14 protein-coding genes are annotated in these 11,042 nt (G+C 74.3%); 8 read left to right on the forward strand and 6 right to left on the reverse strand.

Annotation, left to right across the window (positions count from 1 at the left end):
- Positions 1 to 388: 388 nt before the first annotated feature.
- Together G127AT_RS11010 and G127AT_RS11015 are read left to right on the forward strand one after the other, a co-directional pair.
- Positions 389 to 787, forward strand: coding sequence for a hypothetical protein (locus G127AT_RS11010; RefSeq protein WP_210896845.1), 399 nt, complete (start codon positions 389 to 391; stop codon positions 785 to 787).
- 393 nt (positions 788 to 1,180) lie between these two features.
- Positions 1,181 to 1,606 (forward strand): VOC family protein, encoded by a 426-nt coding sequence (locus tag G127AT_RS11015; RefSeq protein ID WP_210896847.1) that lies wholly within the window; start codon positions 1,181 to 1,183, stop codon positions 1,604 to 1,606.
- 55 nt (positions 1,607 to 1,661) lie between these two features.
- Here the strand turns inward: G127AT_RS11015 and G127AT_RS11020 are convergent, their stop codons facing one another.
- Positions 1,662 to 2,108, reverse strand: a complete 447-nt coding sequence (locus tag G127AT_RS11020) for a MarR family winged helix-turn-helix transcriptional regulator (protein ID WP_244857541.1) — start codon at positions 2,106 to 2,108, stop codon at positions 1,662 to 1,664.
- A 109-nt stretch (positions 2,109 to 2,217) separates the two neighbouring features.
- On the opposite strand from G127AT_RS11020, the gene G127AT_RS11025 reads away from it, so the two are divergent.
- Positions 2,218 to 3,687, forward strand: coding sequence for an MFS transporter (locus G127AT_RS11025; RefSeq protein ID WP_210896851.1), 1,470 nt, complete (start codon positions 2,218 to 2,220; stop codon positions 3,685 to 3,687).
- Positions 3,688 to 3,802: 115 nt separating this feature from the next.
- On the opposite strand, the gene G127AT_RS11030 is transcribed toward G127AT_RS11025, so the two are convergent.
- Positions 3,803 to 4,633, reverse strand: coding sequence for an SDR family oxidoreductase (locus G127AT_RS11030; RefSeq protein ID WP_210896853.1), 831 nt, complete (start codon positions 4,631 to 4,633; stop codon positions 3,803 to 3,805).
- A 145-nt stretch (positions 4,634 to 4,778) separates the two neighbouring features.
- Here G127AT_RS11030 and G127AT_RS11035 point away from each other — a divergent pair, with 145 nt between their 5' ends.
- Entirely contained in the window at positions 4,779 to 5,366 is a 588-nt protein-coding gene (locus G127AT_RS11035; RefSeq protein WP_210896855.1) for a histidine phosphatase family protein, read from the forward strand.
- A 92-nt stretch (positions 5,367 to 5,458) separates the two neighbouring features.
- Here G127AT_RS11035 and G127AT_RS11040 read toward each other — a convergent pair whose 3' ends face one another.
- Positions 5,459 to 5,644, reverse strand: coding sequence for a hypothetical protein (locus G127AT_RS11040; protein ID WP_210896857.1), 186 nt, complete (start codon positions 5,642 to 5,644; stop codon positions 5,459 to 5,461).
- A gap of 51 nt (positions 5,645 to 5,695) precedes the next feature.
- On the opposite strand from G127AT_RS11040, the gene G127AT_RS11045 reads away from it, so the two are divergent.
- Positions 5,696 to 6,445: an EI24 domain-containing protein gene (locus tag G127AT_RS11045; protein WP_244857542.1), complete on the forward strand. Its 750-nt coding sequence runs from the start codon at positions 5,696 to 5,698 to the stop codon at positions 6,443 to 6,445.
- On the opposite strand, the gene G127AT_RS11050 is transcribed toward G127AT_RS11045, so the two are convergent.
- Positions 6,439 to 7,317 (reverse strand): transposase, encoded by an 879-nt coding sequence (locus G127AT_RS11050; protein WP_210896859.1) that lies wholly within the window; start codon positions 7,315 to 7,317, stop codon positions 6,439 to 6,441. The two genes, G127AT_RS11045 and G127AT_RS11050, sit on opposite strands and share 7 nt — an antisense overlap.
- A gap of 86 nt (positions 7,318 to 7,403) precedes the next feature.
- Here G127AT_RS11050 and G127AT_RS11055 point away from each other — a divergent pair, with 86 nt between their 5' ends.
- The 3 genes from G127AT_RS11055 (at position 7,404) to G127AT_RS11065 (ending at position 9,213) form a co-directional block, all read left to right on the forward strand.
- On the forward strand, positions 7,404 to 7,979 hold the full coding sequence (locus G127AT_RS11055) for a GNAT family N-acetyltransferase (protein ID WP_210896861.1): 576 nt from the start codon (positions 7,404 to 7,406) through the stop codon (positions 7,977 to 7,979).
- 112 nt (positions 7,980 to 8,091) lie between these two features.
- Positions 8,092 to 8,733 carry an SDR family oxidoreductase gene (locus tag G127AT_RS11060; protein WP_210896863.1) on the forward strand — a complete coding sequence of 214 codons (642 nt, stop codon included), beginning with the start codon at positions 8,092 to 8,094 and terminating at the stop codon, positions 8,731 to 8,733.
- An 81-nt stretch (positions 8,734 to 8,814) separates the two neighbouring features.
- Entirely contained in the window at positions 8,815 to 9,213 is a 399-nt protein-coding gene (locus G127AT_RS11065; protein WP_210896865.1) for a helix-turn-helix domain-containing protein, read from the forward strand.
- A gap of 355 nt (positions 9,214 to 9,568) precedes the next feature.
- On the opposite strand, the gene G127AT_RS11070 is transcribed toward G127AT_RS11065, so the two are convergent.
- Together G127AT_RS11070 and G127AT_RS11075 are read right to left on the reverse strand one after the other, a co-directional pair.
- The gene (locus G127AT_RS11070; protein ID WP_210896867.1) at positions 9,569 to 10,174 is read right to left on the reverse strand and encodes a ClpP family protease; all 606 of its coding nucleotides are present in this window, start codon (positions 10,172 to 10,174) and stop codon (positions 9,569 to 9,571) included.
- Complete coding sequence (locus tag G127AT_RS11075) at positions 10,171 to 10,785, reverse strand: ClpP family protease (protein WP_210896869.1); 615 nt, start codon at positions 10,783 to 10,785, stop codon at positions 10,171 to 10,173. Before G127AT_RS11075 ends, G127AT_RS11070 begins: the two co-directional genes overlap by 4 nt.
- Between the last annotated feature and the right edge of the window lie 257 nt (positions 10,786 to 11,042).

An 11,042-nucleotide genomic window follows, 5' to 3' on the forward strand; every position in this document is an offset into this window, starting at 1 on the left:
CGATCTCCGGAACCGTGGCGGGCGACCCAGGTCGCCCTCCGGCGCTGGCGCACCGGGCACCGCGCGCTGGCAGCGGCCGCGGCGCGCAGTCACCGGTCGCCGCGCGCCGGCCGCTGGGCACCGATCACCCCCGCGCGCCGGTCGCCGCGCGCCGGGCGCTGGGTACCGATCACCCCCTCGCCCACTGCCCCGCGGCGCTGCTTTCTCCACCACAGATTCGGGGATCGCCACGGTTCCGGATGAAATCCCCGGTATCCATCCGATTCCGTGGCGATCTCCGGGATGCTGGCGAGCGCGAGCGCGGGCGCCGGCGCGCGAGGGTGCCGCCTCGGCGGGGCGCGGATGCGGGGGCGTGGATGCCGCGGCCCGTCCGTGGCATGATCGCCCCATGCAGCCCGTCCCCGGCCTCCGGCTCGTCGTCGACGTCGCGAACGTCGTCGGCTCCGTCCCCGACGGCTGGTGGCGCGATCGCGCCGGTGCGGCCACCCGGCTGCTCGCGCGCCTCGCACCCCTCGTCGGAGCGACCGTCACCGGCCCGGACGGCGGGCAGCTCCGCATCGACGCCGTCACCGCCGTGGTGGAGGGCCGCGCATCCACCGCCGAGGCGCCGCCCGAGCTCGACCTCGTCGTCGCCCCAGCCGACGGCGACTCGGAGATCGTCGCGTTCCTCGGTGGCGACGGCACGGGCCTCCTCGTCATCACCGCCGACCGAGGACTGCGCGACCGACTGCCGCCGGGCACGCGCGTGGCCGGCCCCGGCTGGCTGAACGGCCTCATCGGCCGCTGATCCGCCACGGATCCGGAGATAACCACCGTTTCGGATGGATATCGCGGAATGCATCCGAAACGGTGGTTATCTCCGAAACAGCGGCGGGGCGTGGAGCTGTGGCGGTGAGTGGGGCGGCGGGGCGGAGCGTGAGTCGGTGGCGGTGAGTGGGGGCGGTGCGGCGCCGGGCGCGGACGCCAACGAGGGCGCCGGCCGCGGATGCCGCCCGTCCAGGATGGGCTGCAGGGGCCGATGCCGCCCGTCCAGGATGGGCTGCAGGGGCCGACGCCGCCCGTCCAGGATGGGCTGCAGGGGCCGGTGCCGCCCGTCCGGGATTCGGGGCGGCTGCCCGGGGGTGCGCGTAGGGTCGGCGGCGGAGGCCGCGAGAGCCGCGGCCGATCGGGGGACGGAACGATGTCCGCACTCGTCGTGCACTTCGAGATCCACGGGGCGGAGCCGGAGCGGCTCGCGATCTTCTACCGGGACCTCTTCGGCTGGAAGGTCGCGCAGTTCGGCGATATGGCGTACTGGTCGATCGAGACGGGTGAGGGTTCGGTCTCCCCGGATGCGCCGGGGTACGGGATCAACGGCGGCCTGACCGTGCGCGAGGGCCCGGCGCCGGCGGCCGATGCCCCGATCAACGGCTGCAATCTGGTGGTCTCGGTCGACGATGTCGATGCGACGTTCGCGGCGGCGATCGCGCTCGGCGCAGCCGAATCCCTTCCGCCGGACGACATGCCGGGCATCGGCCGCCTCGCGTACTTCCGCGACCCCGACGGCAACCTGCTCGGCATCATCAACCCCGTCCTCTCGGACGGCACGAACACGATGGGCGGTTGACGCGCGAGGTTCCCCGAGTGGATGCCGGGGCGCACCGCGCCCGCCTCGGGAGCGCCTACGGCCGCGGCCAGATGCGGCCGCTCAGGCGTTCGATGTCGGTGTTGAAGCGTTGGAGGGCGTGGGCGAAGGCGGCCGCCTCGGCGGGCGGCCAGCCGGCGAGGATGCGGGAGAGCGCTTCGAGGTTCACGGCGCGGTCGGCATCCACTCGGCGTTCGCCTTCGGCCGTGATGCGGAACTTGCGGGCGATGCCGCCGGCCGGGTCGGGGATGCGTTCGACGAGGCCGGCGTTCAGCATGGTGCCGGTCTGGCGGTTCAGGGTCGATTGGTCGAGGCCGAAGGCGTCGGCGAGTTCCCCGATCGACATGGGGCCGGCCATCCGGAGCCGGCTGAGCAGGGTGTAGGCGCTGCGGTCGAGGCGGCCGCGCTCGCGGCGGCCGGTGATCTCGACGAGGTGGCGGCTGAGCAGCATCGTCTCGAATTCGATGGCGCGCGTGGCATCCACTCGTGGCTCCTCTCGACCGGCGGCAGCACCAGCCTCGCACGCGGAGCCATCCACCGGATATGCATGATACAACGGGTATGCATCATACATATCAATCTGAAGGACCTCCATGCCTGACGCCGCGCCCTTGCGCAGCGGGCCGCTGATCGCGACCCTCGCCTTCTCCGGAATCGTCGTCTCCCTCACCTCGACGCTCATCGTCCCCCTCATCGGAGAGCTGCCCGCCCTCTTCGGCACCGGCGCCTCGACCGCAGCATGGGCCGTCACCGCGACCCTCCTCGCCGGCGCCGTCGCCACCCCGCTCACCGGCCGCCTCGGCGACCTCTACGGCAAACGCAAGGTCATGCTGATCGCGCTCATCCCGCTCATCCTGGGATCTGCGGTCACCGCGCTCGCCGGCGGCATCGGGTGGATGATCGCCGGCCGTGCCCTGCAGGGCCTCGCCACCGGCGTCGTGCCCCTCGGCATCAGCATGCTGCGCGACACCCTGCCGCCCGAACGCATCGGCTCGGCGATCGCGCTCATGAGCTCGTCCATGGGCATCGGCGCCGCCGTGGGCCTGCCCGTCGCCGCCGCCGTCGCGCAGTACACCGACTGGCGCATCCTGTTCTGGGTGATCGCCGCCGTCGGCCTCGCCTGCATCGGGCTCATCCTCTGGGCGGTGCCGCCCGTGCCGCCGATGGCCCGCGGCCGCTTCGACGCCGTCGGCACCATCGGGCTGAGCATCGTGCTGGCCGCCCTGCTCCTCGCCGTCTCGAAGGGCGCCGAGTGGGGCTGGGCGAGCCCGATCACCCTCGGGCTCTTCGTCATCGCGGCCGTCGTCGCCGTCGCCTGGGGCGCATGGGAGCTGCGGCGGGCCGACCCGCTCGTCGACCTGCGCGTCGCCGCCCGCGGCCAGGTGCTGCTCACGAACCTCGCCTCGGTGCTGATCGGCGCAGCCATGTACGCGCAGTCGCTCATCATCCCGCAGCTCATGCAGCTGCCGGCCGCGACCGGCTACGGCCACGGGCAGTCCATGCTGCAGATGGGGTTGTGGATGGCGCCGTCGGGCATCGCGATGATGGCGGTCTCGACGATCGGCGCCCGCCTCTCGCAGGCGCGCGGCCCGAAGGTCACCCTCATCGTCGGCTGCGCGATCATGGCGGTCGGTTACGGCGGGTCGACGCTGCTGACCGGCAGCCTCTGGGGGCTGCTCGCGACGACGATGGTCGCGAGCGCCGGCGTCGGCTTCGCCTACGGCGCGATGCCCGCCCTCGTCATGGGTGCCGTACCGCGCAGTGAGACGGGTTCGGCCAACAGCGTGAACTCGCTCATGCGCTCGATCGGCACCTCGGTGTCGGCTGCGGTCGTCGGCGTCGTGCTCGCGACCATGAGCGTGGATGCCGGAGGCGGGCACGCCATCCCCACGCTCGACGGCTTCCGCGTCGGCCTCCTCATCGGCTGCGGGGTCGCCCTCGGAGCCGGGGCGATCGCCCTCGCGATTCCGTACCGCCACGTGCCGGGGTCCGTCATCGGCCACGGCGGGGGCGGTTCGCACGGCGGGGGCGGTGCGTCCGAGTCTGAGGCCGCCCGGGCCTGAGGGCGGGTCGGGCCTGAGAGCCTGCCGGCACGAGTGCGCCCCGGCATCCATTCGCGAGTGGATGCCGGGGCGCACCGCCGTGCGCGGCTCGGCGGCCCGTGCCGGCCCGCGGGGCTCAGCCGCGCGAGCCGCCGGTGAACACGCCGGCGACCGCGCCGCCGTCGACGAGCAGGTCGGCGCCGGTGACGAACGAGGCCTGCGGCCCGAGGAGGAACGCGGCCGCGTTCGCGATGTCGGTCGGGGTGCCGATCCGGCCCGTGCCGGAACCGTCGATCATGCCGCGCATCTGGGTGCCGCTGTCGCTGGCGAGCTCGAGCTGGCCCATCGGGGTGGAGATCACCCCGGGGCTGATCGAGTTGATGCGCGCACCGCGCTTGCCCCAGGCAAGGCTCGCGGCCTGCACGCGCAGCTGGTTGGCGCGCTTCGCGATCGAGTACGCGGCGCCCGGGTCGAGCGGCTTCTCGGGTGCCCCGAGCGGGATGTCGAGCAGCTGCTCGGTCGGCGTGAACTGCAGCGCCTGCTGCAGTTCGGCCGGCAGGCTCGGTGCGGCCATCGTCCCGGCCATGCTCGCGATGACGACGCCGGCGGCGCCGGGCGCGACGACCTCGGCGAAGGCGTCGAGCGTGTGGGCCACGCCGAGCAGGTCGACCCGCAGGATCGCCTCGGTGGGCGCCTGGGTCGGCGACAGGCCGGCGGTGTGGATGACTTCGACGACGTCGCCTGCGGCGGCCGCGGCCTGCGCGAGCGCCTCCACCGAGGCCCGGTCGCCGACGTCGACCTGCTGGGTGATGACGTCGTGGCCGTCGCCGCGGAGGGCGGTGGCGACCTCTTCGAGGGCGCTCGCGTTGAAGTCCGCGATGAGCAGCGTGCGGCCTGCTCCCTGCCGTTCCGCGATGAGCTTGCCCATGCCGCCGACGCCGATCACGACGACGATCTTCTTGGTCATGATTCCTCTTTCCCTGAGATCACACCGCGCGCCTCTGAGACCGGACTGCGGTGTCCGGTTGCAGGGTATCAGCGGCCCCTGACGGCGGACCGGGAGCCGGCTGCCGGCACACGCAACGTCCGGCCGGCGACCCTAGGCTGGCAGGATGCTCGCCCTCATCCGCCACGGCCAGACCGACTGGAACCTCCGAGGACTGTTCCAGGGCACCACCGACATCCCCCTGAACGACACCGGCCGGCTGCAGGCGCGCGACGCCGTCGCCGCGCTCGCCGAACACGACTGGGACCTCGTCGTCAGCTCGCCCCTGTCGCGGGCGCGCGAAACGGCATCCATCATCGCCGGCGAACTCGCCCTCCCGCTCGGGCCCGCTTACGACGACCTCATCGAACAGGGCTTCGGCGAGGCCGAAGGGCTCGAGGTCACCGAAGTGCGACGGCGTCAACTGGCCGGGATCCCCGGTATGGAACCCCACGAGGCCGTCGGCCCGCGCGGGCTGCGCGGGATCGAGCGCATCCGCGGCATCCACCCCGGGCAGCGCGTGCTCGCCGTCGCCCACGGCAACCTCATCCGCTCGACGGTCGCGCACATCGCCGGGCACACCGGGCCGAGACTGCCCGGCCTGAAGAACGGCGAGTCGTCGATGCTGCGCCACGAGCAGCGCTGGACCGTGCTGACCCACGGCGGCGTGCCCTTCGACCGCGTGCTCGCGGACCTCGAGGCCATCGCGTCCTGAGGCGCGGGGTTCGGCCGGCGAGTGGATGCCGTGGCGCAGCCCGTGCCGCGGCGCCCCATGCCGGCGCCGCCCGAGCCGAGCGTGCTGCGGGATCAGCTGCTGCGGCTCTTCGTGCGCGTGAAGATCGCACGCAACCCGAAGAAGACGGCCACGGCGATCGCGGCGACCAGGACCAGCTTGGCGAGGAACCCCAGCAGCTCGATGAGCACACCCACGAGGAACCAGGCGATGACGACGGCGACGATCGCACCGATGACGGTCCAGGCGGTGCGGTTCATGATTCGAGGCTACGGCATGCCCGCCGACTCGCGGCACCGTAGGCTGAGCCCGTGATCGCGGCGTTCTTCGCCGGCATCGGCGACCTCGGCCGCGGCTTCGCGTTCTGGGGGCGGCGGCCCCGGCTCATGTTCCTCGGCCTCGTGCCGGCGGCGATCGTCGGGGCGCTCGCGCTCGCCGCGCTCATCGTGCTCGGCATGCAGCTGCCCGGGCTCGTCGACCTGGTCACGCCGTTCGCCGACGGCTGGCATCCGTTCTGGGCCGGCGCGGTGCGCATCGCGCTCGGCATCGCCGGGTTCACGGCGGCCGTACTGCTCGTCGCGGTCACGTTCACAGCCGTGACGCTCGCCGTCGGCGACCCCTTCTACGAGCGCATCTGGATGGCCGTCGAGACCGAGGCCGGCGACCCGCCCGCCGGCGGGGCAGGCTTCTGGCGGGGCGTCGCGGATGCGGCGGCGCTCATCGGCCTCGGCCTGGTCGCGGCGCTCGCCGCGGCGGCGGCCGGCGCGGTCCCGGTGATCGGCGCCGTGCTCGGCCCGGTGGCCGGCGTCGTGCTCTCGGGGTGGGTGCTCGGCCGCGAGCTCACCTCACGGGGCCTGGCCGCACGCGACCTCGGGGCGGATGCCCGGCACCGGGTGCGGCGCGGCTTCGGTGCCCGGCAACTCGGCTTCGGCATCGCCGTGCAGCTGTGCTTCATGGTGCCGTTCGGCGCGGTCGCGGTGATGCCGGCGGCCGTCGCGGGGGCGGCGATGCTCACGCGGCGGATGCTGGACGCACCGCGCCCGGCATCCACGGGTCACTGAGGCGAGCCCTCGCCGCTCAGTCGCCCGCGGGCGGCGTGCACCGCGTCGTCGGCCCGGTCGCGCTCCCGCTCGGCGGCCGCCGCCGTGCGACCGGCCGCCGCGGACTCCTCGCGCACGGCCGCGAGGCGCGCCTCGAGCCGCTCCTGCTCCTCCTCGAGCTCGTCGAGCGCGACCCGCCGCCGGGCGAGCCGTGCCTCGGCGCGGCGGAGTTCCCGCTCGGCCTCCCGCACACGCGCGGCCGCGGCCCGGGAAGCCCGCAGCGCGGCGGCGTCATCGGTACCGTCATCGGGCTTCCCGCGAGTGGATGCCGTGGCGCGCGGCACGCCGCCCGGGCCGCGGCGGCCACCGCTCGCGTCCGGCTCCGGCAGCGCGCCGGCGATCGCGCCGTCGAGCGCGACCTCGAGCCCGACCGCTTCGAGCGGGCGCACCAGTCGGCCGCTCGCGACCGCGGCGGCAGCGGCGGCATCCGTCGTCGCCGCCTGCAGCGTCTGCGACACCTCGTCCGCGGCGGCCGGCCTGAGCACCCCGCCGTGGGTTTCGGCGAGATCCGCCGCACGCCGGACGAGGCCGGCGACGAGCTCGCGGCGCTCGCCGCCGAGACGGGCGAGGGCGGCCGCGTCCAGGGCGGACTGCGCATCGCGCAGCTCGGCCCCGAGCCCGAGGAGTTCGCCGAGCGCGTCATCGGCGGCGAGCAGATCGACCGCCCATGCGGCCGGGCCGGGCCGCGGCAGACGCCGCACTTCGGCGGCCAGGGCCTTCGTCCCGGTATCGCCCGCGAGTTCGGCCGCGCGGGCGTTGCGGGCGGCGACGAACGCCTCCGGGCGCGTCGTGTAGAGCTCCCGGGCGATCGACTCCAGCGTGGGGGCCGCCATGCCTCCATCCTCCCGCACGGTGCGCTGCTGCGGCGAGTCCCGCGCGCAACCTGGACGCGGCCCGGGATCCGCGCCATCATCGGGGGATGATCGAGGTGCATCCCGCGACCGCCGACCGCTTCGACGCCGTCGAGACCGTGCTCGCGCCCAAGCAGGCCGGTGCGCCGGCGTGCTGGTGTCTGACGTACCGGATCCCGAACCCCGAGAGCAAAGCGCTCGGCGCCGCGGGCCGGCCGGGGCGGCTGCGCCGCTACGCCGAAGAAGGGACCCCGCCCGGCGTCGTCGCCTACGTCGACGGGGAGCCGGCGGGCTGGTGCTCGGTGAGTCCGCGCTCGACGTACCACCGCCTCATGCATTCGCGCACGATCCCGTTCGCCGACGAGCTCGACCCGTGGAGCATCGTGTGCCTCGTCGTGCGCGCCGGGTACCGGCGGCAGGGCGTCGCCCGGGCGATGCTCGGCGCCGCGGTCGAGTATGCGCGCGAGCAGGGTGCGCCGGCGATCGAGGCGTATCCGGTGGATGCCGCGGGCGGTCGCGTGAACGGAACGCTCGCCTACATGGGCACGACCGAGCTCTTCGAGTCGGCCGGCTTCGAGCGGGTGCTCGAGACCGACTCGCATTCGGCCGGGCTGCGGCGCTGGCTCATGCGGCTCCCGCTCTGAGGACGGGGCGGCGGCGGGCGCGCGGCCGGCCTGTACGGGCTCCGGGTGCGCCGCCCCGGTGACACCGCCGCCGCGAGGCCGTAGCGTGGAAGGCTGAGGGGAAGGACGCATCATGGCACGCATTCTCATCATCGGCGGGCACGGCAAGGTCGCGTTGCGGCTCGAGCGGATCCTGTCGGATCGGGGCGACACGGTGGATGCCGTGATCCGCGACCCCGGGCAGGCGCTCGACGTCGAGGCGACCGGGGCGTTCGCCGTCGTCGCCGACGTGGAGCAACTCGACACCGCGGGGCTGGCCGCCGTCATCGCCGGCCACGATGCCGTGGTCTGGTCGGCCGGGGCCGGCGGCGGCAATCCGGCCCGCACCTACGCCGTCGATCGCGATGCGGCGATCCGTTCGATGGACGCCGCCGCCGAGGCGGGGGTGACGCGGTACGTGATGGTGTCGTACTTCGGTTCCTCGCCCGACCACGGCGTCTCGCCCGAGAACTCCTTCTACGCCTACGCCGAGTCGAAGGCCGCCGCCGACGAGCACCTGCGGGCGAGCGCGCTGGACTGGACCGTGCTCGGCCCGGGGAGCCTCACCGACGACCCCGGAACCGGCACGATCGACGCGAAGGCGACGGCGAGCGGGCGCGTCTCGCGCGACGACGTCGCCCGGGTCGCCGCCGAGGTGCTGGCCCGTCCGGAGACGGCGCACCGCACGATCCGCTTCAACGCCGGCTCGACGCCGATCGCCGACGCCCTCGGCTGAAATCGCGCCAGGGCATCCACCGCGTTCTGCTGTGAGCGGATCGCCCTGCCGCGCCTGCCCGCCCGCGGATAGCCTCGGCCTATGGGCAAGGTCATCGAGTTCACCGCCGCATCCCGCGCCCCGCGCCGCCTGTGGCGCCACCTCGTCGGCGAGGTGCTCCGCGCCGAACGCCACGGGCAGGAACGCATCATCACCGAGGTCGCCGCGGCCGCCGGTGTGTCGCCGCAGTACCTGTCGGAGGTCGAGCGGGGGCTGAAAGAGCCCTCGAGCGAGATCCTGGAGTCGGTCGCCGCTGCGCTCGGGCTGACGCTCCTCGACCTCGCGCGGCGCGTCGCGGACCGGCTGTCGGCCCCCGCACGCGGCGGCCTCGTGCGCGAGCTCGGCTCCTCGATCCGCCCGGGCGAACGTGCCGGCGAGTGGATGCCGGTGGCCGCCCCGCCGGCGGCCGCGCCCCGCTCCGAAACGCTCCTCGCGGCCTGACGCGCGCGGGGGCGGGTCTCGATACGCTCGTGCCTCGCTACTCGACCGGCGGGGCGGTGGTCGAGTAGGCGCGCAGCGCCGTATCGAGGCCCGGTGCTCGCGGGTCTCGATACGCTCGTGCCTCCCTCCTCGACCGGCGGGGCGGCGGTCGAGGAGGCGCGCAGCGCCGTATCGAGGCCCGGTGCTCGGGGGTCTCGATGCGCTCGTGCCTCGCTACTCGACCGGCGGGGCGGTGGTCGAGTAGGCGCGCAGCGCCGTATCGAGGCCCGGTGCGCGGGGGTCTCGATACGCTCGTGCCTCGCTACTCGACCGGCGGGGGTGGGTGCGGGGCAGGTCTCGATGCGCTCGTGCCTCGCTACTCGACCGGCGGGGTGGGCGGGGCGGCGAGCAGGTGGTCGGCGAGGCCGTAGGCGACGGCCGCGGCCGCCGGCAGCACGAGGTCGCGATCCGTGTCATGGCGGAGCTCGGCGGCCGACTTGCCCGTGTCGCGGGCGAGCGCCTCCTCGAGTTCGGCGCGCACGCGCACGACCTCGTCGGCGTGCAGGATGAGATCGGGGATGGGCCCGCGGCCCTGGCTCGCCGGCTGGTGCAGCACGACGCGGCCGTGCGGCAGGATCGACCGCCGCCCGCCCGCGCCGCCGGCCAGGAGCACCGCGGCCGGGCCGACGGCCTGGCCGACGCAGGTCGTCGCCACGGGCGGGCGGATGTGCTGCATCGTGTCGTAGACGGCGAGGGCGGCGCCCGGATCGCCGCCGGCGGAGTTGATGTAGAGCTGCACGGGCGCCTCGGCGCTGTCAGCGGCCAGGTGCAGGAACTGGGCGATGAGGACGTTCGCGACGCCGTCGTCGATCTCGGTGCCGAGGTAGACGATGCGTTCCGACAGCAGCCGGCTGTACACGTCCAGGGAGCGTTCGCCGTTGCCGCGGCGCTCGGTGACGTAGGGGATCGTGTAGGAGCTCATGCGCGCATCCCCGTCACGTGGCGGCCGGCGTCGCCGAAGAACTCCTCGAAGCCGCTCAGGATGCCGTCGATGAAGCCGTACTCGAGGGCCTCTTCGGCGCTGTACCAGCGGTCGCGCAGCGAATCCTCGCGGACGCGTTCGATCGGCTGCCCGGTGTCGTCGGCGATGATGCCGAGCACGGTGTCGCGGGTGCGGCGGAGGTCCTCGGCCTGCAGTTCGATGTCGACGGCGGTGCCGCCGATGCCCGCCGAGCCCTGGTGCAGCAGGATGCGCGCGTGCGGCAGCGCGCGGCGCTTGCCGGGGGTGCCGGCCGAGAGCAGGAACTGCCCGGCGCTGGCGGCCATGCCGGTCGCGACGGTCCAGACATCGTTCGGGATCGTGCGGATGACGTCGCGGATCGCGAGCATGTCGACGACCGATCCCCCGGGGCTGTTGATCCAGAAGCGGATGTCGCGGCGCGGGTCGTCGGCTGCGAGCGCGGCCAGCTGGGCGACGAGCCGGTTGCCGCCGGCCGGCTCGAGTTCGCTGCCGAGCACGATGATGCGCTCGTGGAAGAGGCGTGCGGTCAGCACCGCGTCGATGGGCGGCGGCGGGGTCTCGGTTTCGCTCATGATCCGAGCCTCGCGCGCCGGGCGGCGTCGTGGGGCGGATGCCGCTCGCAGCGGATCCGCCCGTGGCAGCGCGACCCGGCATCCACTCGGGGAGGGGGCGGGTCTCGATACGCTCGTGCCTCGCTCCTCGACCGGCGGACGGTGGTCGAGTAGGCGCGCCAGCGCCGTATCGAGGCCCGGTGCTCGGGGGTCTCGATACGCTCGTGCCTCGCTCCTCGACCGGCGGACGGTGGTCGAGTAGGCGCGCCAGCGCCGTA

This window comes from Agromyces archimandritae, assembly GCF_018024495.1.
GTDB lineage: Bacteria > Actinomycetota > Actinomycetes > Actinomycetales > Microbacteriaceae > Agromyces > Agromyces archimandritae.